Source organism: Nocardioides ultimimeridianus (assembly GCF_054777895.1).
In genome coordinates, this window is sequence record NZ_BAAHAB010000002.1 from 14,379 (window position 1) to 35,939 (window position 21,561).

20 protein-coding genes are annotated in these 21,561 nt (G+C 72.3%); 7 read left to right on the forward strand and 13 right to left on the reverse strand.

The features are described 5' to 3' along the window. Positions 1-23 precede the first annotated feature (23 nt). The gene (locus ACYU8V_RS00090) at positions 24-2,552 is read right to left on the reverse strand and encodes a CHAT domain-containing protein (protein WP_460844251.1); all 2,529 of its coding nucleotides are present in this window, start codon (positions 2,550-2,552) and stop codon (positions 24-26) included. Between the two features lie 110 nt (positions 2,553-2,662). Between ACYU8V_RS00090 and ACYU8V_RS00095 the strand changes: the two genes are divergently transcribed. Further along, positions 2,663-4,117, forward strand: coding sequence for a S8 family peptidase (locus ACYU8V_RS00095; RefSeq protein ID WP_460844254.1), 1,455 nt, complete (start codon positions 2,663-2,665; stop codon positions 4,115-4,117). A gap of 52 nt (positions 4,118-4,169) precedes the next feature. On the opposite strand, the gene ACYU8V_RS00100 is transcribed toward ACYU8V_RS00095, so the two are convergent. Further along, the gene (locus tag ACYU8V_RS00100) at positions 4,170-4,628 is read right to left on the reverse strand and encodes a hypothetical protein (protein ID WP_460844257.1); all 459 of its coding nucleotides are present in this window, start codon (positions 4,626-4,628) and stop codon (positions 4,170-4,172) included. Continuing rightward, complete coding sequence (locus ACYU8V_RS00105) at positions 4,625-5,197, reverse strand: RNA polymerase sigma factor (protein ID WP_460844259.1); 573 nt, start codon at positions 5,195-5,197, stop codon at positions 4,625-4,627. The genes ACYU8V_RS00100 and ACYU8V_RS00105 overlap by 4 nt, the downstream gene beginning before the upstream one ends. A gap of 156 nt (positions 5,198-5,353) precedes the next feature. On the opposite strand from ACYU8V_RS00105, the gene ACYU8V_RS00110 reads away from it, so the two are divergent. Beyond that, the gene (locus tag ACYU8V_RS00110) at positions 5,354-5,752 is read left to right on the forward strand and encodes a hypothetical protein (RefSeq protein WP_460844261.1); all 399 of its coding nucleotides are present in this window, start codon (positions 5,354-5,356) and stop codon (positions 5,750-5,752) included. Between the two features lie 76 nt (positions 5,753-5,828). Here ACYU8V_RS00110 and ACYU8V_RS00115 read toward each other — a convergent pair whose 3' ends face one another. Further along, entirely contained in the window at positions 5,829-6,992 is a 1,164-nt protein-coding gene (locus ACYU8V_RS00115) for an acyl-CoA dehydrogenase family protein (RefSeq protein ID WP_460844263.1), read from the reverse strand. 107 nt (positions 6,993-7,099) lie between these two features. Here ACYU8V_RS00115 and ACYU8V_RS00120 point away from each other — a divergent pair, with 107 nt between their 5' ends. Further along, complete coding sequence (locus ACYU8V_RS00120) at positions 7,100-7,726, forward strand: TetR/AcrR family transcriptional regulator (protein ID WP_460844264.1); 627 nt, start codon at positions 7,100-7,102, stop codon at positions 7,724-7,726. Between the two features lie 3 nt (positions 7,727-7,729). Here the strand turns inward: ACYU8V_RS00120 and ACYU8V_RS00125 are convergent, their stop codons facing one another. The 4 genes from ACYU8V_RS00125 to ACYU8V_RS00140 all read right to left on the reverse strand — a co-directional run bounded on the left by ACYU8V_RS00125 (position 7,730) and on the right by ACYU8V_RS00140 (position 12,557). Continuing rightward, positions 7,730-9,037 carry a hypothetical protein gene (locus ACYU8V_RS00125; protein ID WP_460844266.1) on the reverse strand — a complete coding sequence of 436 codons (1,308 nt, stop codon included), beginning with the start codon at positions 9,035-9,037 and terminating at the stop codon, positions 7,730-7,732. After that, positions 9,030-9,554: a SigE family RNA polymerase sigma factor gene (locus ACYU8V_RS00130; protein ID WP_460844268.1), complete on the reverse strand. Its 525-nt coding sequence runs from the start codon at positions 9,552-9,554 to the stop codon at positions 9,030-9,032. The genes ACYU8V_RS00125 and ACYU8V_RS00130 overlap by 8 nt, the downstream gene beginning before the upstream one ends. A gap of 103 nt (positions 9,555-9,657) precedes the next feature. Continuing rightward, positions 9,658-11,880, reverse strand: a complete 2,223-nt coding sequence (locus ACYU8V_RS00135; RefSeq protein WP_460844270.1) for a HelD family protein — start codon at positions 11,878-11,880, stop codon at positions 9,658-9,660. 95 nt (positions 11,881-11,975) lie between these two features. Beyond that, positions 11,976-12,557 carry a TetR/AcrR family transcriptional regulator gene (locus ACYU8V_RS00140; protein WP_460844272.1) on the reverse strand — a complete coding sequence of 194 codons (582 nt, stop codon included), beginning with the start codon at positions 12,555-12,557 and terminating at the stop codon, positions 11,976-11,978. Between the two features lie 101 nt (positions 12,558-12,658). On the opposite strand from ACYU8V_RS00140, the gene ACYU8V_RS00145 reads away from it, so the two are divergent. Continuing rightward, positions 12,659-14,182, forward strand: a complete 1,524-nt coding sequence (locus tag ACYU8V_RS00145; protein ID WP_460844274.1) for a DHA2 family efflux MFS transporter permease subunit — start codon at positions 12,659-12,661, stop codon at positions 14,180-14,182. Here ACYU8V_RS00145 and ACYU8V_RS00150 read toward each other — a convergent pair. After that, on the reverse strand, positions 14,163-14,933 hold the full coding sequence (locus ACYU8V_RS00150; RefSeq protein WP_460844276.1) for an enoyl-CoA hydratase-related protein: 771 nt from the start codon (positions 14,931-14,933) through the stop codon (positions 14,163-14,165). The genes ACYU8V_RS00145 and ACYU8V_RS00150 overlap by 20 nt on opposite strands. Before the next feature lie 32 nt (positions 14,934-14,965). Next, positions 14,966-16,156, reverse strand: a complete 1,191-nt coding sequence (locus tag ACYU8V_RS00155) for a RimK family alpha-L-glutamate ligase (protein ID WP_460844278.1) — start codon at positions 16,154-16,156, stop codon at positions 14,966-14,968. Positions 16,157-16,189: 33 nt separating this feature from the next. Between ACYU8V_RS00155 and ACYU8V_RS00160 the strand changes: the two genes are divergently transcribed. Together ACYU8V_RS00160 and ACYU8V_RS00165 are read left to right on the forward strand one after the other, a co-directional pair. After that, positions 16,190-16,711: an ATP-dependent zinc protease family protein gene (locus ACYU8V_RS00160; RefSeq protein ID WP_460844280.1), complete on the forward strand. Its 522-nt coding sequence runs from the start codon at positions 16,190-16,192 to the stop codon at positions 16,709-16,711. Continuing rightward, positions 16,701-17,693, forward strand: a complete 993-nt coding sequence (locus ACYU8V_RS00165; protein ID WP_460844282.1) for a succinylglutamate desuccinylase/aspartoacylase family protein — start codon at positions 16,701-16,703, stop codon at positions 17,691-17,693. Before ACYU8V_RS00160 ends, ACYU8V_RS00165 begins: the two co-directional genes overlap by 11 nt. Here ACYU8V_RS00165 and ACYU8V_RS00170 read toward each other — a convergent pair. Both ACYU8V_RS00170 and ACYU8V_RS00175 read right to left on the reverse strand, forming a co-directional pair. Then, the gene (locus ACYU8V_RS00170; protein ID WP_460844284.1) at positions 17,675-18,958 is read right to left on the reverse strand and encodes a hypothetical protein; all 1,284 of its coding nucleotides are present in this window, start codon (positions 18,956-18,958) and stop codon (positions 17,675-17,677) included. The two genes, ACYU8V_RS00165 and ACYU8V_RS00170, sit on opposite strands and share 19 nt — an antisense overlap. Then, positions 18,955-19,461, reverse strand: a complete 507-nt coding sequence (locus ACYU8V_RS00175; protein WP_460844286.1) for a SigE family RNA polymerase sigma factor — start codon at positions 19,459-19,461, stop codon at positions 18,955-18,957. The genes ACYU8V_RS00170 and ACYU8V_RS00175 overlap by 4 nt, the downstream gene beginning before the upstream one ends. A 128-nt stretch (positions 19,462-19,589) precedes the next feature. Between ACYU8V_RS00175 and ACYU8V_RS00180 the strand changes: the two genes are divergently transcribed. Then, entirely contained in the window at positions 19,590-20,372 is a 783-nt protein-coding gene (locus ACYU8V_RS00180; RefSeq protein WP_460844289.1) for a tyrosine-protein phosphatase, read from the forward strand. On the opposite strand, the gene ACYU8V_RS00185 is transcribed toward ACYU8V_RS00180, so the two are convergent. Continuing rightward, on the reverse strand, positions 20,369-21,496 hold the full coding sequence (locus tag ACYU8V_RS00185) for a YihY/virulence factor BrkB family protein (protein WP_460844291.1): 1,128 nt from the start codon (positions 21,494-21,496) through the stop codon (positions 20,369-20,371). The genes ACYU8V_RS00180 and ACYU8V_RS00185 overlap by 4 nt on opposite strands. Between the last annotated feature and the right edge of the window lie 65 nt (positions 21,497-21,561).

The following is a 21,561-nucleotide window of genomic DNA, read 5'->3' on the forward strand; positions in this document are numbered from 1 at the left end:
CCCGGCGTGCCGGGTGACCCGGCTCAGACGCCGAGGGCCAGGAACGCGGACGCGGTCGCGGAGGCGACCGGGTCGGTGGTGTCCCGGCGTACCTGGTGCAGGGCGGTGGCCGGGTCCTTGCCCGCCGCCAGCCCGGCGTGCAGCCGGACCATCAGGTCCGCGGTCGCGGCGTCGTTGACCTCGGCGACGCTGCAGACCAGCCCGGCGGTGCCGAGCCCGAACAGGGCGGCCGCGAGGCCGAGCAGCTCCTGCGCGCCGACGGGGGCGAGCACGCCGGACTCGCAGGCCGACAGCACGACGCGGTACGGCGCCCGCCCGATCCGCTCGATGTCGTGCACCGTCAGCGGCCCGTCGGCGAGGTCGAGGCTGGAGAACAGCGGGCTGTCGGCGCGGAAGTGGCCGTGGGCCGCGAGGTGGACCAGGTCGGCGCCGTCGATGCCGGCCAGGACCGGCTCGAGCGTGGCTCGCTTGCCGGCAAGCAAGTGGGCGGCCGGGTGCTGCTCGGCCAGCAGCGGCACCTCCGCGCCGCCGGACTCCAGCCCGGGCCCGCAGACCAGGACGGTACGCCGATCCGTCGGGCGGCGTACCGCACGGGCGCGGAGCCACTGACCCGCCGACGGGACCACGCTGAACGGCCGGTCGGCGAGCGCCGGCAGCACCGCCCAGGGAAGCCCGTGCAGCCGCGTGGTGGGCGCCAGGACGACGGGACCTTCCGGGATCAGCCGGGCCGCGTCGCCGAGGATCGCGTCCTGCAGGCGGCGGCCGATCTGCTCGGTGGCGGCCGGCCGGCCGCGGGCGCTCCGTCGCAGGAGCATCGCGACCGGGTCGAGCAGGGCGAGCGCGTCGGCGGTGGGGCCGGCGACGCGGCGGCGTACCTTCCCGGCGTGGACGACGAGGACGTGCAGCGTCCCGTCCACGTCGACGAGCTCGACCAGGCACCCGTCGCCGACCCCGGCGACGACCTCCTCCGCCGTGGCGGGCCTGTCCGCGTCGGTGCCGGCCGCCGAGACCGTGTGGCTCTCGGCCCGGACCGCCCGCTCGAGCCGCAGCCGCTCGCGCTCGAGCCGCTCGGTCGGCTCTCCGGCCGCCCGGGCCTCCGCGAGCTGGCGCCCGTTGTCGCGCAGCGCCGCGAGCGACTCGGGGATGGTCGCCGCATCCGACGTCATCCGCGGCTGCGCGAGGGTGGTGGCCCGGGTCCGCTCGGCCCAGCCCAGCAGGCGCCGGGGGTCGGTGGCCGCCGCCCGCAGCGCGACCTCGGTCAGCTCGCGGCCGTGGGTGGTCGCCTGGGCGCGGAGCTCCGAGCTGCCGAAGGTTCGCCGGTGCTCGTCGATCGCGTCCAAGCCCGCACCGCACGCCCGCAGGGCCGCCGCGGAGCCTTCGGACTCCTCCCTCGCCAGGGCGAGCGCAGTCCAGCCGGCTGCGCGCACGATCGGGTTGGCGCGGTTCCGGTACGTCGCCGCAACGGACCACCAGCGCAGCCGCTCCTCCGCGGTGCGGGACGCGCGCGCAGCCAACCCCAGCGCGAGCGGCGCCTCGTCCGCATTCTCCGCGTGCAGCTGCTCCGCAACGCGGGCCGCACTCCCCGCGAGGCCGCGACGATCACCGATCTCGGCCCGCGCCGCGACCTCGACGAGCCGGGCGCGCAGCTCCACCCAGGGCCGGTGTCGCCGACGAGCGGCGAGCGCCGCCTTGCGTGCCGTGACGAGTGCTTCCGCCGGATTCCCGGATGCTCGCAGGGCGCGTGCCTGCACCAGCCCGATGCGCGGGATGTCGAACTCGGTGACGCCCTGCGGCTCTGCGAGGACGGCTGCCGCCTCTGCCGGCAGGCCGGCCGTGAGGTAGGCGTTGGCATGGGCGCACAGCAGGTCGACCCGGACCGGTGCGCCCGCTTCCCGGTAGAGGCGTGCCGCATCGGCGTAGTAGCCGAGAGCGTGCGCGACCTCGCCCCGAACCATGGCGACCTCAGCGAGATTGGAGAACGCGGACGCCATCTCGCCGATCGCACCGACGCCTTCAAGTAGGTCGACCGCCTCGTGCAGGTGATCCGCTGATGAACCTACCCGCCCGAGGTGCTCCTCCACTGCCGCCAAGCAGATGCAGGCACGCGCCTCCCAGAGGGCGTTGTCCTCGTCGGCAAGCAGATCTCGGGCCTCCTGTGCGACGGGAAGGGCCTCGCGGTGACGATCCACCAGGTGCAGGAGCACGGCTCGGCGCAGGAGGACCTTGGCCAGCACCGCTCCCTCCGCCAGAGAGCTGGCGTGCTCGAGCTCGCGCAGCGCGGCGTGGGAGCGGCCGGCGTACAGCAGCGTCCCGGCAAGCGTGGCCCGGACATCCGCCTCGCGGTTCGCGTCCATCGACGCCACGGCCGCGGCGAGCGCAGCCCGCGCGTGCGCGAGCGCTCTGTCGGTCTCCCCCGCGTCGCGCCGCACGATGGCCAGGGCCTGCTCGGCGAACGATCGCGCCCTATCGCCCGGTTCGGCGGCAAGAAGTCGTTCGGCGCGCGCCAGAGCCTCCTGGGGTCGCTCGATCGCAAGGTCCAACAGGTCTTCCATGGCCATCCTGAGCACGAGGGAGAACGCTCTTTACCGCCGCTCCCGAGCGCCACTACGTTAGCGGCACGGGGGATCTCGGGCTGTCCTCATTCAGAGCTCCAGGAGTCACCATGCCGCAGTCTGCCCGTCCACCGTTCTCCCTGGCCTCACTCACGTCGCTCGCCTCGCGGCTCCCGCGCCTGCTGCGGCCCTGGGACTGGTGGCGCCTGATCGACCGGGACGACGACACCGATCGCGGCCGCGGCGGGCACGACCGGCCGGACGACCTCGACGCGGAGACCGCCCGTGCGCAGGGTCGGGTCATCCGTCGCGCGTTCGGGAACGACGTGGCAGCGGCGGCGCGCGACGGCTCAGGTCGGACGGAGGACGACGCGCAGGCGGCGTACTTCTTCCGACCCGGGCATGCACTCGTCCGCGAGGACCGCGCCGAGGAGGTGCTCGCGTTCTTCAGCGAGAACACGAGGGACTTCCTCGGCACCGCGGAGAAGGTGGTCGACGACGACGAGAGGCCGCCGGTCCCCGGTCTGGTCACGATCAGTCTCCCTCGCCGCCGCGACGGCGAGGACGAGGTCCTGCGCACTCTCGACGAGCTCGAGGCCGCGTTCCCGCCCGACGCCGACGGACGACCCGTCGTTTCGCCGGACCACGTTCTCTACGTCACCAGTGTCGGTCCACACTTCTGCCCGCACGGCGAGCCGGAGGAGCCCCCGACCGACGTACCGGTGCCGCGCTTCGACCCCGACCCGGACGACGGAGCCGAGATCCGGGTGTCCGTCGTGGACACCGGCTGGTGGCCGGCTGCGGCGGGCCAGCACACGTGGCTGGCGCACGGCGTCGTGTCCGAGCCCGCCGACGAGGAGGTCATCAACCAGACGGCCATCCACGAGTACGGCGGCCACGGCACCTTCGTCGCGGGCGTCCTGAGGGGCCCGGCGCCGAAGGCGCACATCCAGGTCGAGGGCGCCCTGACGCACGGCGGCGCCGTCCTCGAGTCGAAGATCGTCGCACAGCTGCACCAGGCCTACACCGAGCGGCAGCATCCCCAGCTGATCTCGATCTCGGCCGGCACCCACAGCCGCAGCGACTTCCGCCTCATCGCGTTCGACGCCCTGATGGCCGATCTGCTGGAGCGGGATATCGAGCCCCTCGTCATCGCGGCGGCCGGCAACGACGGCAGCAGCTCACCGTTCTGGCCGGCAGCATTCGAGTGGGCCCGCGGGGTCGGTGCGGTCGACCCGGACGCCAAGGTCGCCGACTACTCGAACTACGGCGCCGACTGGGTCGACGTCTACGCCCGCGGAACCGACCACGTCAACGCGTTCCCGGTCGGTACCTACCCCTGCTACGAGCCGGCCAACGCCGGCCAGGTGCGGACCTTCAAGGGCCTGGCCCAGTGGAGCGGCACCTCGTTCGCGACACCGATCGTCACCGGCCTGGTGGCCGCCGAGATGAGCCGGAATCCGGGCGCGAAGGCGACCGATGCCTTCGCCAAGGTCGTCAAGGCCGGATCCCCCGGGACCGACCCCGACGGCAACGCGATCACCATCGTCGGGCCCCTCATCTGACCGTCCCGTAGTTGTGAGAGTGACCCAGGGGTCACTCTCACAACTACGCGAGCTACAGGGTCACCCACGGCGTGGTGAGGGACCAGCCGTCCAGCTCCACCACGAAGCGCACCAGGCCGGCACCGACCCCGGAGAACCGGAAGAAGCCGGCAGCGTCGGCCTCGACCGCCACGTCGTCGAGCTCGGGACGCTGCAGCGTCACGGCGGCGCCGGCACCGTCGACGACCTCGCCCAGGACCTGGTCGCCGTCGACCTCCACCTCGACGGTGATGCCGCTGCGGCCGAAGGTGAGGGCGCGCGGCGTACCGGCCGAGGACCGTACCGCGGCCCCCGCGTCGAAGGCGGAGTCGTGCAGCAGCTCGGCGAGCTCGTCGTCGATGGTGCGCCAGGTGAAGGCCGCGCGGGCGGCGTCGCGGCGCTGCGTGCTCACCGACGCGTCCTCCGCGACCGCCTCGCCGAGCGCGGCGATCAGCTCGTCGTCGGACATCGCGTCCCAGTTCAGGTCACTCATGCTCTCTCCCCCTCCAGCTCCCGCAGCGCGCGTGTGCGGCGCAGCTGCTCCAACGCGCGTGCCCGGGTCGGCCCGATGCTCCCGATCGGGATGCCCAGCCGTGCGCTGATCTGCTCGTAGCCCACGGGAGGATCGGCCAGCAGCAGGAGCAGCAGCTCGCGCCGGCCGGCCGGCAGCTCGGCGAGCGCCTCCCGCAGCAGCTGGCGCCGCTCGGCGGCCAGCAGCTCCTCCCCCGCCGCATCAGGTACGACGGCGTCCAGCCCGTGCTCGGCCTGCGGGTCGACCGCGCGGACCTTGCCCCGCGCACCGAGCAGGCGCAGGCACTCGTTGCGGGTCGTCGTACGGATCCATCCGGGCAGCGCGTCGGGCTCGCGCAGCGCTCCGAGGTGCTCGACCAGGCGCAGCCAGACGGTCTGGCTGACGTCGTCGCCGTCAGCCTCGGAGAGCCGGTGTGCGCGGATGATGGCGCCCACCAGCGGCAGGAAGCGGTCGACGATGGCGTCCCACGCATGCTGGTCTCCTCCCACGGCTGCGGGGACCAGCGTGGCGAGTGGGTGCGAAGCGTCCACGGGTGCATGGTCCCGCACATTCAGAGCGCGTTACCAGTGCTCCTGATACATCGGAGAACTTTTCCGAATTCCCTGTATCAACCCGGCACCCCCGCCACTCCTCCTCCCGTGAACCGCGGCGACCCGCCGCCGAAGCTCCCCGGAAGGAACACGACGATGACCTGGACCGAGACCCACGAGCGCACCCGCATCATCCGCGAGGCGATCGACGCAGCCGCCGCCGACATGACCGGCGCCGTCCCGTGGCGCGAGGAGTGGTCGGCGTACTTCGACGGCCCCGCCGGCCTGGTGGCCGCGCTGCGCAGCCGCTGGGAGCGGATGTGCGTGGCCCAGCTGGACACGCAGGCCAGCCACGACGACGTCGACGAGACCTACGCGCGGCTGCGCCGCTCCGAGGCCGCCGTCGTGAAGATCCTCGAGGCCGCCCGCGACCAGGCCGTCGGCCGGGTCATGCCCCTCACCGGTGCCGCGTCGCCGCTCCCCAAGATCGTCAAGCGCCGGATCTTCGCCTTCCACGGAGGTCCGGTCCTCCCCACCGCCGAGTCCCGTCGCTGACGGACCGGCCGGAAAAAGGCAGCAGCCGCGCGGATCTGTGGGGACCGCGCGGCTGCTGTCTGCTTCGGTACGTCGATCAGGCCGGCGCCGCCATCGTCCGGCTGATGATCTCCTTCATGATCTCGCTGGTGCCGCCGTAGATCTGCGAGATGCGCAGGTCGGCCCAGGCACGGGCGATCGGGTACTCGTTCATGTAGCCGTAGCCGCCGTGCAGCTGCAGGCACTTGTCGGCGACCTCCTGGGCCTTCTCCGAGCACCACAGCTTGGCCATCGCCACGGTCGGGATGTCGAGCTCACCCTTGAGGTGCAGCGTCATGCACTCGTCGACGAAGGACCGGGCCACCCGCGCCTCGGTCGCGCACTCGGCGAGCTTGAACTTGGTGTTCTGGAAGGCCCAGATCGGGCGGCCGAACGCCTCGCGCTCGTGGACGTAGCGCAGGGTCTCGTCGACCATGTACTCCATCGCGATGGTGTTGGACACGGCGATGATCAGGCGCTCCTGGGGCAGCTGCATCATCAGCTGGACGAAGCCCTGGCCCTCCTCGGCGCCGAGCAGGTTGGTGACCGGGACGCGGACGTCCTCGTAGACCAGCTCGGCGGTGTCCTGGCCCTTCATGCCGACCTTGTCCAGCGCGCGGCCGCGGGAGAAGCCGGGGCTGTTGGTCGGCACCAGGATCAGCGAGATGCCGGCGGCCGCCTCCTCCGGGTTGGTCTTCGCGACGGTGATCACCAGGTCGGCCTGACGGCCGTTGGTGATGAAGATCTTGGAGCCGTTGATGACGTACTCGTCACCCTCGCGGATCGCCTTGGTCTTGACGCTCTGCAGGTCCGAGCCGGTGCCGGGCTCGGTCATCGCGATGGCGCCGACGACCTCGCCGGAGGCCAGCTTCGGCAGCCACTCCTGCTTCATCTCCTCCGAGCCGTAGGCCAGGATGTAGTGGGCGACGATGCCGTTGTGCAGCGAGACGCCCCAGCTGCTGTCGCCGACCTTGGCCTGCTCCTCGATGAGGATCGCCTCGTGCGCGAAGGTGCCGCCGCCACCGCCGTACTCCTCGGGGATGGAGCAGCACAGCAGGCCGACCTCGCCGGCGCGGTTCCACAGGTCGCGGTCGACCTCCTTGTTCGCGATGAACCTCTCGACGTTCGGCTTGACCTCCTTCTCCATGAAGGTGCGGCAGAGGTCGCGGAAGTCGTCGAGGGACTCCGAGGAGTCCATCCAGGGCGAGCGGCGGGTGGGCACGATGTGGAACCTTTCGGGAAGGACGGTGATACAGCCTGTATCAGCCCTCGATTGAACCACTCCGCAGCGCTTGATACAAGGTGTATCAGAACCGCTAGGGTGCTGCTGTGATCGATGTGGACGAGCGGCGTACCGCGCTGGTGAACGCCGCCCGCGACGCGATCGAGGAGCTCGGGCCGGGCGTCGGCATGGCCCAGATCGCCGAGCGGGCCGGCATCCCGCGGCCCAACGTCTACCGCTCGTTCGCGAGCAAGGAGCACCTCGACCGCGAGGTCGCCCGGCAGGCGAGCAAGGAGCTGCTCTCCCACGTGCGGCCGCAGCTGGTCAGCACCGGCCAGCGGTACGACGTGATCCGGCGGATGATCGACCAGCAGTTCGGCTGGGCCGCGCGGCACCCGCACCTCTACCGGTTCGTCACCGCCCAGCGACAGGCGGCCAACCTGCAGGCCGACCGCCGGAGCCGACCGCAGTTCCTCTCCGAGATCGTCGACGCGACGATCGACCACGCCCGACGGGCGGTGGGCGACGAGGCCGACCGGGCCATCGCGGCCTCCGACGCCGTGCTGGCGAGCCTGATGGGCATGGTCGACGCCGGCACGCTGTGGTGGCTCGACCACCACGACGAGACCCAGGACCAGGTCGTCGACCGGCTGGCGCGGCAGGTGCTGCTCATCCTCGAGGACCTGCTCACCTCGCGCGGGCTGGACCCGGCCATCCTCGACGGCGTGAGCTGACGTCTAGCCGGCGGTGCTCGCGCTCATCACCGCGGCCGGAGGGCTCACCACGTCGACGCTCGTGTCGACCCGGGCCGTCGCGACGGCGGCGGTCAGCACCTGGTCGACGGCGTCGGTCACGCCCTGCGGCGGGGCAGTGGCACCATCGAGCTGGACCGAGGCGACGTTCTGGCCGGCCAGGACGAACCACAGCGTCATCGGCTGGTCGCCCCCGCGCGTGGCCATCACCGGGCCTGCGGTCCAGGACCCCTCGACCCGGAAGCCGCAGCCCGCCAGGCTCTTCGCGGCGAGGTTCAGGCCGAGGCTCGCCTCGTCGGCGGTGGGGTAGCTGCTCAGGCCGACCACCGCCGTGTTGCCGACGGACTCGCTCGATCCGCTCGCCGCCTCGTCCATCAGGCAGGAGGGCGGCGACACCGCTCGCGTCGTGCTCCCGTTCGGGTCGAAGCCGCTCGCCCAGGAGCCGAGGGCCTGCTGCAGCTGGGCACCGGTCGGGGCGGTCATCGACGACGACTGGTGCTCCGATGCGGTCCCGCTGGCGGTCCCGGCGGGGGCAAAGGCCGCGCCGGCGATCCCCGACATCACGCTCACCGTGCTGTCGTCCTGGATCGCGGCGAGCAACGCCGAGCCCAGCGCGGCGCGGACGGCCTCGGGGTCGGCGCTCGCCGGGTCCGAGACGCCCACGAACGCGAGGCGCTCGTGCCAGCGGGCCACCGCGAAGACGGCGTGGCCGTTCGCATCGGCAGCGGTCGCGGTGATCAGCTCGGTGTCGGGGGCGGGCGCCGACGTGTGCACGTCGCTGCAGGCGCTCGACGGCGCTGCTCCCGCCATCAGTTGCTGCGCCGCGGCCTCGGTCTTCATCGCCATGCCGCGCGAGAACGCGACCGAGTGCCCGGACAGGAAGGCCGACGCGCCGTAGCTCGCCACGTCGCCGTCCTGCTCGTCGCTCAGCAGCGAGCCCATGCAGTCGTCGCCCGCGGCGTTCAGGTCGCTCGGAATGTCCTTGATGCTGGTCGGCTCGGTCCAGTCCGAGATCCAGCCGGCGGTGACGTCGTCCAGGACGGCGACGCTGAGCGGCGCCGGTGCCGGCATGTCGTCGGCAGGGTCCACAACGGTGCGGGTCGAGTGGTGGGCGAGCAGCCCCACCCCACCGCCCGCGACCAGGGCGAGGGCGGCGACGCCGCCGACCAGCCTCGTCGTACGACGTCGACGAGCGGCCGTCGTGGCGCGCTCCGCGCCGGGGGCGGTGGTGTGGGTGGCGACCTGGTCGGTGAGCGCGTCGAAGGCGCTGTCGAGATCGAAGAGCTCAGGCATGGGCGGTGTCCCCGCTTCGGGTGTGATCCTGGGTGTGGTCCTGGCCCTCGCCCAGCAGCTGGGCGAGCGCCGCGCGGCCGCGCGAGAGGCGGGCCTTCACGGTGCCCTGGGGGCACCTCTCGATCGACGCGACCTCCGCGACGGGGAAGCCGGCCAGGTGGTGCAGCACCAACGCCCGGCGCTGGGCCTCGGGCAGCTCGCGCAGCGCGGCGACCAGCGCCACGGTCGAGCCGTCCGGCCCCCGCACCGGCTCCGGTCCGCGGGTGGTGGCCAGATGCCTCAGCGCGGTCCGGTGCCGCCGCCAGCGCGACACGGCGAGTCGGGTCGCGACCTGGCGGACCCAGGCTCCGGGCTCGTCGTACGCGCGCAGCTTCGACCAGCGTGGCCAGGCCCTGGTGTACGCCTCCTGCGCGATCTCCTCCGCGGCCCCGAAGTCTCCCGAGACGGCGTAGGCGCAGGCGACGGTGCGGTTCCAGGTGGCGTCGTAGAACGCCGCGAAGTCAGCATCAGCGCTCATGCCGTGCTCCCGATCTCCTCGTCATGCACCCAACACGCACGACCATCATCATCGGTTGCACGACCGGTCGCATCCGGCCGCGTCGGCTCAGCTGCTCAGCTGCTCAGCTGATCGTGGTGAGCAGCTGGGTCGCGCGGGTGAGGACGACGTACAGCGTCGCGCGGCCGGTGGCCGACTCCGCCTCGATCTCCTGGGGCCGCACGACCACGATGCCGTCGAACTCCAGGCCCTTGGTGTCGAGGCCGGTCAGCACCACGACCCGGTCGGTGCCCGACGGCGGGGCGGAGGCGTCGCGGGCCGAGGCCGCGGCCGACGGTGCGTCGGCGGCGAGCTCGGGCCAGGAGGCCAGCCAGGCGTTGACCTCGCTGCGCCGGGCGACGGGTACGACGACGCCGACCGTCCCGGACACCTGCTGGGCCAGCTCGGCGACCGCTGCCCGGGTGGTCGCCTCGAGGTCGTCGCCCGCCTGCAGCTCGACCGGCTCAGCGCCGGTGCGGCGTACGGCGTCGGGCAGGTCGGCGTCGAGGCCGACCCGCTCGGCGTACGCCGCGGCGTAGGCGTAGATCTCGGCGCTGTTGCGGTAGTTCGTCGAGAGGTGGAAGGAGTGGACCGCCTTGCCCTCGAGCGCGGCCGCGCGGGCGGCCTCGGACTCGGCGCGCACCGGCCACGAGGACTGCGCCGGGTCGCCCACGATGGTCCAGGACGCCGTCCGGCCGCGGCGGCCGACCATCCGCCACTGCATCGGGCTGAGGTCCTGCGCCTCGTCGACCAGGACGTGCGCATAGGGGTCGTCGTCGATGCCGTACGTCGGAGCCACCCACCCACGTGCGCCGCCGAACTCACGGTCCGAGGCGGTGAGGAGCTCCTCGCGGTCGCTCGCCTTGAGGACCTCCGCGTAGCCGTCGTCGTCGACCTTGCGCTGCGGCTGGTCGCCGAGCAGGTAGCGCAGCTCGTCGAGCAGCGGCACGTCCTCGATCGAGATCTGCCCGCTGATCGGGCGGGCGGGGTCCAGGTGCGCCCAGGACTTGGCCAGCAGGGCCTGCTCCTCGCGGGACAGCAGGCCGTCCGCGACGCGGGAGAGGAGCTCCGGGTCGCGCAGCCAGCACAGCACCGTCGCGGCGTCCAGCGGCGGCCACCAAGCCAGCGCGAAGTCGAGGAACTCGTCGCTGCCCAGCAGGTCGTCGTTGAACTCCTCGCGACCGCGCTCGCGGCCGCGCTCGGAGCGGACCTGGCGCCACAGCGCGTCGAGCAGCGCGTGGTTGACGCGCGGGAGCTGCTTGTTGCGCAGGCCCTGCGACATCAGCTGCCGGCGTACCTGACCGAGGCGGCCGCGGTCCAGGACCAGCCGGTCGTCGCGGTAGAACATCCGGAACTCGGTGGGCGACCCGGGCGCCTGCTGGCGTGCCGTCCGCCGGATCAGCTCGGCCATCCGCTCCGAGCCCTTGAGGTCGGCGACCGCCGGCTCGTCGTGGCGCGTGGCGCGCACGTCGCTGACGACCTCGCCGAGGCTGCGCAGCGCGACGGCGGTCTCGCCGAGGCTGGGCAGCACCCGCTCGATGTAGCGCATGAAAACGCCCGACGGGCCGACCACGAGCACGCCTCCGCGCTCGTAGCGGCGGCGGTCGTTGTAGAGCAGGTACGCCGCGCGGTGCAGCGCGACCACGGTCTTGCCGGTGCCCGGGCCGCCGGAGATCGCGACGACGCCCTTCGCGGGCGCGCGGATGGCCTTGTCCTGCTCGGCCTGGATGGTCGCGACGATGGAGTGCATCGACCGGTCGCGGGCGCGGGAGAGCTGCGCCATCAGCGCGCCCTCGCCGATGATCGGCAGGCTGCGGCCCGCGGCCTCGGCGGCCTCCAGCGCCTCGCTGTCGAGCAGCTCGTCCTCGACACCGACCACCTTGCGGCCGGAGCTGCGCAGGACGCGGCGCCGGATCACGCCGTTGGGCTCGGCGGCGGTGGCCTGGTAGAACACGGCGGCCGCCGGGGCGCGCCAGTCGATGAGCAGGGACTCGCGGTCGTCGTCACGCAGGCCGATCCGGCCGACGTAGCGCGGCTCGGGGTCGACCTCGTCGACCAGGTCGAGCCGGCCGAAGACCAGGCCCTCGTGGGCCGCGTCGAGCTGGGCCAGTCGCTTCGCGGCCTGGAAGACCATGGCGTCGCGCTCGACGAGGCCTCCCTCGTGCCCCAGCCTGCCGCGGGCGTGACCCTCCTTGGCGAGCTCCTGGGCCGCCAGCCCGGCATGGTCGAGCTGTCCGTAGACGCGGTCCACGAACTCCTGCTCGGTGGCGACCTCGCGGCCCACCTCAGCCTCAGGCTGATCCGACATCGACGCTTCCCCTTGAGCACGTCCCACAGCCCCTCCCGATCGGGAGGTGGCAAGTCCTCAAGATTACTAGGCGGCGTCCGTGGTCGGGTGAGGGGTCACGCGAGGGAGTCGGTGATCCGGTCCAGGAGGCGGCCGAGGTCGGCGTCGCGCTCGCGGCGGGGCGTGTCCTTCAGCGGACCGGAGCCGTAGAGCATGGCGAACCCGTGGACGCCCGCCCAGCAGCTCAGCTCGGCGCCCGGGCGCTTCGCAGGCGCCATGACCCCGGCCTCGAGGCAGCCGTCCAGGGCGGCGCCGAGGAGGTCGTAGGGGCCGGTGAGCTCGCCGGTCTGGACGCGGTCGAACGCGACCCGGAACAGGCCGGGCTCGGCCAGCGCGTACTCGACGTAGGCCTGACCGGTCGCGCGCAGCCGCCGACGCGCGTGCTCCGCCTGGTCGGTCCTGCGCAGCCGGCGCACCTTCGCCTGCATCGCGCTCGCCAGCTCCTGCATCGCGACCGTGGCGACCTCCTGCAGCAACTGGTCGAGGTCGGCGAAGTGGCGGTACGCCGCGTTGTGCGACACCCCCGCGCGCCGTGCGACCTCCCGCAGCGAGATGCCGGCCGGCCCCTTCTCGCGCGCCAGCTCGACGGCCTTCTCGACGAGGGCCTCGCGCAGGTTGCCGTGGTGGTACGAGCTCACGCCTGCATCGTAGGGCGTCCGGGCCCGAAGTGTTGACAGTGGGAACATCCGCGTGTCAGGGTGGCGATGTTGACAGTGGGAACATCTCGTCAGGAGACACCATGAAGCGCAAGGCCGGCATCCTCGCCGCGGTGTACGTCGCCGTGCTGGCGATCAACCTCGACGTCACGATCGTCAACGTGGCGCTGCCGAGCATCGCCCGCGAGCTCGGCGCCGGGACCCGCGGCCTGCAGTGGGTGGTGGACGGCTACAACCTCGCCTTCACCGCGCTGGTGCTGGCGTTCGGCAGCCTCTCCGACCGCTTCGGCCGGCGCCCGGCCCTGATCGTCGGTCTGGTCGGCTTCGCCGCCACCAGCGTCCTCGGCGCGCTCGTCCACTCCACGGCGACGCTGATCGCGGCCCGATTCGGGATGGGCGCGTTCGCGGCGATGATCTTCCCCGCGACCCTGTCGATCATCTCCAACGCGTTCACCGACCGGAAGCAGCGTGCGGCGGCCCTCGGCGGCTGGGGTGCGGTCGTCGGCGTCGGTGTCGCCTCCGGACCCGTCACCGGCGGTCTCCTGCTCGAGCACTTCTACTGGGGCAGCGTGTTCCTCGCCCTCGCCCCGGTCGCCCTCATCGCGGCCGTGCTCGCCTTCTGGCTGGTCCCCGAGTCCCGCGACCCCGACGTGCCCGCGCTCGACCTGCGCGGCCTCGCGATCTCGGTGCTGATGCTGGGCACGCTGGTCTACACGGTGATCGAGGCGCCCGAGCGGGGCTGGTCCAGCGCCGCGACCATCGGCGGCTTCGCGCTGACGGCGCTGCTCGTGACCGTCTTCGTGCTGTCCGAGCGCGCCTCCGAGCACCCCATGCTCGACGTACGCCTCTTCACCGACCGGCGCTTCAGCGCGGCCAGCGGCGCCGTGACCGCGAACTTCTTCGCCCTGGCCGGCTTCATCTTCCTGATCACCCAGTACTTCCAGGTCGTCCGGGGCTTCGGTCCGCTCTCGACCGGCTCGCGGATCCTGCCCGTGGCGCTGTCCATCGCGGTCGCCTCCGTCCTCGGCGGCGTGCTGGCGCCGCGCATCGGCACCCGCGTCGTGGTGGTGACCGGCCTGGCGTTCTTCGGTACGGCGATGGCGTGGATCGCCCTCAGCGTGGACGCGTCCACGCCGTACTGGACGGTGATCGTGCCGCAGATGGTGCTGATGGGCCTCGGGATGGGCCTCGTCTCCACCCCGGCGACCGAGTCGATCATGCTCGTCCTGCCACCCTCACGGGCCGGCGTCGGATCGGCGGTCAACGACGCGACCCGCGAGCTCGGCTCGACGCTGGGCGTCGCCGTCGTCGGCTCGGTGTTCTCCTCGGTGTTCGGCTCGCACCTGCTGAGCAGCGCGTTCGCGGGCACCGGCCAGGCCGCCGCCGCGAAGGAATCGGTGCCGGTGGCGTTCGCCATCGCGGGGCACCACCCGGCGCTGGTGTCCGCGGCCCAGGACTCGTTCCTCGCCGGCCTCACCGTGGGCTGCCTCGTGGTGTCCGCGGTCTGCTTCCTCGCGGCCCTCGTTGGGCTGTTCGCCCTCCCGGGGCGCCACTTCCAGCGGGACGCCGAGGCGGCCGAGGCCGCCCTCAGCCCTTCTTTCGGTTGAGGAAGGCGATCATCGCCTCCCGCGCCTCGTCGGAGGCGAACAGCCGGCCCGACAGGGCGGCCAGCTCGTCGGTGCGGGCGGCGATGTCGGCGATCAGCGGCGCGTTGAGCAGGGCCTTGGTCTCGCGCAGGCCCTGAGCGGCGCCGGTCGCCAGCGAGGCGACCATCACGTCCACGGCGGCGTCGAGCTCGGCAGCGGGCACGGCCCGCGTCACCAGCCCGTACGCCGCCGCCTCGGTGCCGCTGAAGACCTCCCCGCCGAGCGCGGTCAGTGACGCGGCCCGCTGGGTCAGCCGCGGCAGCACGGTGAGCGAGATGATGGCGGGCGTCAGGCCGAGCTTGACCTCGGTGAGCGCGAAAGTGGCGTCCTCGGCGACGATCGCGATGTCGGAGGCGGCCACGATCCCGATCCCGCCCGCGCGGGCCGCGCCCTCGACGACGGTGACGACCGGCTGCGGCAGCTCGAGGAGCTGGCGCTGCAGCGCGGCGATGGCGCGCAGCCCGTCCTCCAGCGGCACGGTCGAGGCCTCGGACAGGTCGGCGCCGGAGCAGAACACCCGCCCCGACGACCTCAGCACGACGACCTTGGCGTCGGCGCTCGCGCCCACCGTCGACAGGTGGCCGACCAGCTCGGTGACCAGCTGCTTCGACAGCGCGTTGCGGTTGTGCGGGCTGTCCAGCGTGATGGTCGCGATCTCGTCGGCGATGTCGAGGTGGACCAGTTCGGTGGCGGTCTCAGTCACGGCGCCCATCCTGCACCACCGGTCGAGGACCCTGCAGGACCTCAGTCCTCCAGGATCGGCTGCTTCGGCAGCTTCTTCACCCGCGCGCGCCGCTTGGGCCGCGACGGGATCATCGAGCGCATCTCCTCGAGCTTGCCGAAGCACAGCAGCCGGTCCTCGGCCGCCAGCACGTGGTGCGGGAACGGGTTCGGGATCACCTGGGTGCCGCGGTGCAGGGTCAGCACGGTGATGTCGCGGTCGCGCAGACCCGACTCGCCCAGCGTCTTGCCGATGAACGAGCCGTCGCCGTGAACGACGATCTCGGCCACGCCGTACCCGGTCGACACCGCGAGCCGCTCGCGCACGTCGATCTGCGGGAAGGCGACCTGGTTGTCGATGTAGTCGATGATCGCGCCGGCGACGTCGAGGTTGGTCGCGGCCTCGATGCCCTGCAGGCCGGGCGAGGAGTTGACCTCCATGACGAGCGGGCCGTCGTTGCCCTCGAGCATGTCGACACCAGCGACCTTGAGGCCCATGATCTGGGCGGCCCGCACCGCGGTGCGCTCGAACTCCGGGTCCAGCTCGACCCGCTCGACCGAGCCGCCGCGGTGCACGTTGGAGCGGAACTCGTCGCCCTGCGCCGTACGCCGCATGGCCGCGACCACCCGGTCACCCACGACCAGGGCCCGCACGTCGCGGCCCTTGCTCTCCTTGATGAAGCTCTGGATCAGGACGTTCTGCCGGGTCGACTGCAGCGTCTCCACGATCGCCTCGGCCACCTTCAGGCCGGGCGCGAGGATCACGCCGATGCCCTGGGTGCCCTCGAGCAGCTTGATCACGACCGGTGCGCCGCCGACCTGCTCGATCGCGGGGATCACGCCGGCGCGGTCCTGGACGAACATCGTCTGCGGCATGTCGATGTTGTGCCGCGACAGGATCTGGAAGCAGCGCAGCTTGTCGCGGGAGTTCGTGATGCCGCTCGCGGTGTTGGGCGTGTAGACGTCCATCTGCTCGAACTGGCGCACCACCGCGGTGCCGAAGTAGGTGATCGAGTTGCCGATCCGCGGCAGCACCGCGTCGTAGTCCGAGAGCTGCTTGCCGCGGAACTGCAGGTCGGGCAGGTCATTGGTCAGGTCGATGCCGAACCGCAGCGTGTTCAGCACCTTCACGTCGTGGCCGCGCTCGAGGGCGGCGGTGCGCAGGCGCTGGGTGCTGTAGGACCGCGGGGCCCGAGACAGGATCGCGAGTTTCATAACGGTTGTAGACCGACCTGATTGGATAGCGACGTGGCGAAGGAGGCAGGACGCGCGAGGAGAGCGCCGTCCCATTCAAGCAGCACCGCCCTCGCGGCGGGATGGCGAGAGTGGGTGGGCCTCCCCGACCTCGGCGTCGAGCACGTCAAGGCCAAGCTCGACACCGGCGCCCGCACCTCCGCGCTGCACGCCTTCGACCTGGTCGAGTTCGAGCGCGACGGCGCCTCCTGGGTCCGCTTCTCGATCCACCCCTGGCAGAAGACCGCCGACGACGCGCGCACCGTGGAGCTGCCGGTCCACGACCGGCGTCCCGTGCGCAGCAGCACCGGCCACGTGCAGCAGCGGTACGTCGTACGGATGCGACTGGAGCTGCTGGGCCGGACCGTGACCGCGGAGGTGACGCTGACCCGCCGCGACGCGATGGGGTTCCGGCTGCTGATCGGCCGCGAGGCGCTGCGCCAGGGCTTCCAGGTCGACTCCGGGCGCAGCTACCTCGGCGGCCGCCCGCCCAAGCAGGTACGCCGCCGCAACCGCGGGGTGGCCGATGGCGCGTGAGTCCTTCGCGATCGGCAACGTGCGGGTCCGCGCCGGCTCGTCGCAGGACGTGGAGCTGCCGATCACCCGGCTGGTCACCGGCGGCGACGTCAGCCTCCCGGTCCGGGTCATCCACGGCCGCGAGCCGGGGCCGGTCGTCTGGCTGAGCGGCGTCATCCACGGCGACGAGGTGCTCGGCGTCGAGATCATCCGCCAGGCGCTCGCCGGGATCTCGGCCAAGACCTTCCGCGGCACCCTGCTCGCGGTGCCGGTCGTGAACGTCTTCGGCTTCCTGGTCGGCGACCGCTACCTGCCCGACCGGCGCGACCTGAACCGCTCCTTCCCCGGGTCGGCGCGGGGATCGCTCGCCAGCCGGATCGCCCACCTGTTCATGACCGAGGTCGTCACCAAGTGCGAGCTCGGGATCGACCTGCACACGGCCGCGGACCGGCGTACCAACCTGCCTCAGATCCGGGGCGACCTCGACGACCCGCGCACCCGGGAGCTCGCCGAGGCGTTCGGCGCCCCGGTCATGCTGCACGCCCGGCTGCGCGACGGCTCGCTGCGCCAGGCCGCCCTCGACGTCGGGGCCCGCGTCCTGCTCTACGAGGCCGGCGAGATCCTGCGCTTCGACGAGGAGCCGGTCGCGGTCGGTGTCGCCGGCGTACGACGCGTCCTCGAGGCGATGGGCATGCTGGAGCCGGCCACCGATCCAGGCCCGGCGCCCCTGGTGGCCGAGTCGCGCGAGAGCGGCTGGGTGCGGGCCCGCAGCACCGGCATCTGGCACACCGACGTCCACCTCGGCGACTGGGTCGAGGCGGGACGCCGGATCGGCGGGCTCTCCGACACCTTCGGGCGCCGGGTCCGCCTGGTGTACGCCGACCGCACCGGCATCGTGATCGGCCTGACGAAAGCACCGATCGTCAACGCGGGCGATGCGCTCGTGCACATCGCCCGCGCCGACCGGCCGGAGCCGGCCGAGGATCAGTCGGCCAGCTCGTAGACGCCGATCACAGCGTGGGCCGCCGCGCCGCGAACGCGCGCACCGATCGTCGTGCTGGTCGCGTCGATCGGTCCTACCTGCTCCGAGGCCGGGCTGGTCGAGCGTTCGAGCCCGAGCCAGGCATCGTGGTCATGGCCGTCGACGAGCGGGATGATCATCGTCCGGTGACTGACGCCGTATGCGGCGACCACTGCCATCACCCGCTCGGTGGTGTGCGGAAGCGCGACCTGGACGGGGTGTCCCTGCCGCACCAGCTGCTCGTCGGTCGACACCAGGGTCCAGGTGTGCCCACCGGCCTCGATCACGCCCTCCAGACCGATTCCCGCGATCCGTTGCTGCTCGCTCGGCTCGTAGGCACCGAGCCCGAGCCGCGCCTGGGGATCGACGAGCGGCTGTCCTCCCTCGCGGTCGAGCAGCCGCATCCTGATGGTCACCCGCTGTCCGGGCACGAACGTCTGGCCGATACCCAGCCAGCCGGCACCCGCCGGGTCGAAGGTCCCGTTCGACCCGCAGTCCCCGGCGAAGAACGACCGGCCGTCGACCGTGCCCTCGATCCAGCCCTTCGTGGCGTCGCACAGGCTCGAGATCGTGAGGTGATCGGCGAACGGGGGCATCGTGAGGCTGAGCGAGAGCTGGTCGGCGCCCTCGGGCGCGACCTTCGCCGCGATCAGGTGCCGTCCGGCGACGTCGCGGCGGTAGGTGATGCCGTCGGTCGTCACGCCGGCGGGCGGCGTGGTGCCCAGGTGGTAGACCGCGAGCGCCGTACGGCTCGATCCGCTGACCTCGACCTTCGTCCTCCCGGCGCCCGGCTCCACGCGCACGAAGTCGGTGAAGTCCGGCAGCGCGGAGTGGAAGTCCGTCGCCGGGGTCGTGACGTGGACGTCCTGGTCGGCGCCCTCGGTCGCCCACGACACCAGGATCGGACCGTCCGCGGGGTCGACGGTGACGCTGGCGACGTCGCTGCCAGCGGGCGCGGTGACCGAGCTCGCGTAGTCGTAGGTGTAGCCGGTCGAGGTCAGCGTGGCCGGCAGGTCGATGCCGAGGACGCTCGCGACGGGAGCCGCGTGGGTGCCGGTCCCGAGGTTCGAGAGCCCGACGGTCGCCGCGACGACCGCCGCGGCGGCGGCTCCGGCGACACCGGCGGCCCGGCGGCGGCGTACGACGCGGACCCGGCGGGCGATCGACGAGGACCGCGTGCCGATCTCGACGTCGTGGATCTCGGCGTGCTCGGCCAGCGTGTCCCGCAGGTCGTGGATGGTGTTCACAGCTCCTCCTCGGTGACGAGTGCGGGATCGATGCGCAGCTTGGTCAGGGCCCGGCTGCACTGGCTCTTGACGTTGCCGACGCTGCAGCCGAGGACGTGGGCCGTCTCGGCCTCGGTGAGATCCTCGAAGTAGCGCAGCACCACGACCGCGCGCTGCCGCCGCGGCAGCCGCCCCAGCGCCTGCCAGAGGTCGTGCGTGCTGCCGGCGTCGGCGCTGGTGTCCGAGACGCTGCGGTCGGGCAGCTCGTCGGTGGCGAGCTCGCCGTTCCACTTGCGGCCCCACCAGCTCGCGTAGGTGTTGACCAGGATCTTGCGGACGTACGGCTCGGGCTCGCCCGAGATCCGGCGCCACGAGAACCAGGCCTTGGTCAGTGCGGTCTGCAGGAGGTCCTCGGCCTGCGCGTGGTCGCGGGTCAGCAGGTACGCCGTACGCAGCAGAGCCGTCGAGCGGGCCGCGACGAACGAGTCGAAGTCGACCCGGTCCGACCTGCTCTCCCTGTCCACACGGCCTCCCGAGGCTCTCCCGGTGCGGGAGTCGATCGTTGCGGTCATACCCGTATCACCGGCTGGGTGGGCCGAATGGTTGCACGGCCGTTCATCGCCCGCACCGACCGCACTCCTAGGGTGAGGCCATGAGCGAGACCGCCGACACCGCCGAGACCAACGCCGGCTCCGAGCTGCTGCGGCTCGCGACCGCCGACAACTTCCGCGACGTCGCCGGGGACGGGTACGTCGGGGCCGACGGCCGCCCGCTCGCCACCGGCGTGTTCTTCCGCTCCAACGATCTGCGGCTGTCCGGCGCGGACCTGGCGTCGCTCGCGGCGCTCGCCCCCACCTCCATCATCGACCTGCGCACGACCGGCGAGATCGCCGCGCACCCGGACCCGGAGATCCCCGGCACCACCCTGCTGCACTTCGACGTGATGGGCATCCCGATGGAGGAGGTCGCGGGCCTGCGCACCCGCGCTGCCGCGGTCGACCTGATGGACCGCACCTACCGCGGATTCGTCACCTCCGAGAAGTCGCGCGTCGGGTTCGCGGGCGTCCTCCGCGCCCTCGCCGAGGACGGCCCGCACGTCTTCCACTGCACCGCGGGCAAGGACCGGACCGGCTGGGTGTCGGCGCTGCTGCACCACCTCGCCGGCGTCGACCGGGCGACGATCGAGGCCGACTACCTGCTCACCAACATCCGCTCCACGCAGAGCCGGGCCAGCACCGAGGAGCAGATCCGCACCCACCTCGGCGAGGCGGGCGTGGAGATCTTCGAGCCGACGCTGGTCGCCGACCTGGAGTACCTGCACGCGGCGTACCAGGCCGTCGAGGAGACGTACGGCGACCTCGACGCCTACCTGCGCGACGGGCTCGGCCTCGACGACGCCACCCTGGACCGGCTCCGCGAGCGGCTGCTCGGCTAGATCGAGGGCGGGAGGTCGCTCAGATCGATCGGCTGGGTCTCCTCGTGCTCGGCCTCGGGCCGGGGTGGGGAGCCGGGGATGTACTGCTTGATGACCTCTTCGGTCCGCGGGTTGAGCTCGATCTCGTGGGTGTTCCCGTCGCGGCCGTCGAAGCGCACCGTGACGGTCTGGAAGCCCTTGTGCCGCTGCATCTGGGTGTACATGGCGTAGGCGCGCCGGTCGGCGTCGGTGAGGTCGACCCGGTCGGTGAACGGCGTGAGCAGGGCCCGCGGCCAGAGCCGCCGCGCCAGGACGACGTTCACCTCGATGCCCAGCAGCGCCATGATCGCGCCGATGTAGAGCAGACCCATCAGCCCGAGGACCACCGCGAAGGTGCCCGTCATGTTGTTGTGCCGGGCGCCGTTGATCACGTTGGTGACGTAGATGGTCCCGATGTGCTGCAGGAACTGCCACAGGACGGCGATGGTGAAGGCGCCCGGGGCCGCGCGCGTGACGCCGGCCTTGAGGCTGCGGGCCGCCGCCATCCGCAGCAGCACCGTCAGCATCCCGCCGAGGATCAGCACGGTGATCAGCCGCACCAGCCAGGAGAACCAGTCGTGCGCCGCCAGCGCACCCACCAGGCGCGTCGAGGTGAGGACCGCGGAGCCGATGGAGATGCCGAGGATCGCCGTACCGGCGACGACCAGGATGACCAGGCTGTTGACCCGGGTCATGACCGGGTGCGGGCGGCTGTTGCGCGGCACCGCCCATGCGGCCGACTGCACGTTCTGCAGCGCCAGGCCGAGGCCGACCGCACCGTAGATGGCGGCCAGCGCGCCCACGACGATGCCGCCGGTCGAGCCCTGCAGGCCCTCCGGGCGGCCGAGGGCGTCGCCGATGATCGGGAACTGCCCGAGCGCGGAGTCGAGGACCTCCTCCTGCAGCCGCTGGTTGCCCTGCAGGATGAAGCCCAGGATCGACGTGGCCAGCAGCAGCAGCGGGAAGATCGAGAGGAACGCGTAGAACGTCAGGATCGCCGCGAGGTAGTTGCCCTGGTCGTCGAAGAACTTGTAGATGACGGCCAGCGGGAACCCCGCCCAGGGACGCTTGCGCTGTCCCTGGTCCAGATCCTCGACGAAGCCCACGGCCGCAACCTATCCCGCCGCCGGGCCGGGCCCCGGAAGGCCCGGCCCGAGCGGTGACCAACGAG

Bases quoted from the DNA above. Each gene is read 5' to 3' on its own strand.
- ACYU8V_RS00165 (WP_460844282.1), top strand. From the start codon at position 16,701: ATGGCGCGTGAGTCCTTCGCGATCGGCAACGTGCGGGTCCGCGCCGGC.
- ACYU8V_RS00130 (WP_460844268.1), bottom strand. From the start codon at position 9,554: ATGAGCGCTGATGCTGACTTCGCGGCGTTCTACGACGCCACCTGGAAC.
- ACYU8V_RS00125 (WP_460844266.1), bottom strand. From the start codon at position 9,037: ATGCCTGAGCTCTTCGATCTCGACAGCGCCTTCGACGCGCTCACCGAC.
- ACYU8V_RS00145 (WP_460844274.1), top strand. From the start codon at position 12,659: ATGAAGCGCAAGGCCGGCATCCTCGCCGCGGTGTACGTCGCCGTGCTG.
- ACYU8V_RS00155 (WP_460844278.1), bottom strand. From the start codon at position 16,156: ATGAAACTCGCGATCCTGTCTCGGGCCCCGCGGTCCTACAGCACCCAG.
- ACYU8V_RS00135 (WP_460844270.1), bottom strand. From the start codon at position 11,880: ATGTCGGATCAGCCTGAGGCTGAGGTGGGCCGCGAGGTCGCCACCGAG.
- ACYU8V_RS00110 (WP_460844261.1), top strand. From the start codon at position 5,354: ATGACCTGGACCGAGACCCACGAGCGCACCCGCATCATCCGCGAGGCG.
- ACYU8V_RS00095 (WP_460844254.1), top strand. From the start codon at position 2,663: ATGCCGCAGTCTGCCCGTCCACCGTTCTCCCTGGCCTCACTCACGTCG.
- ACYU8V_RS00180 (WP_460844289.1), top strand. From the start codon at position 19,590: ATGAGCGAGACCGCCGACACCGCCGAGACCAACGCCGGCTCCGAGCTG.
- ACYU8V_RS00150 (WP_460844276.1), bottom strand. From the start codon at position 14,933: ATGGGCGCCGTGACTGAGACCGCCACCGAACTGGTCCACCTCGACATC.
- ACYU8V_RS00100 (WP_460844257.1), bottom strand. From the start codon at position 4,628: ATGAGTGACCTGAACTGGGACGCGATGTCCGACGACGAGCTGATCGCC.
- ACYU8V_RS00090 (WP_460844251.1), bottom strand. From the start codon at position 2,552: ATGGAAGACCTGTTGGACCTTGCGATCGAGCGACCCCAGGAGGCTCTG.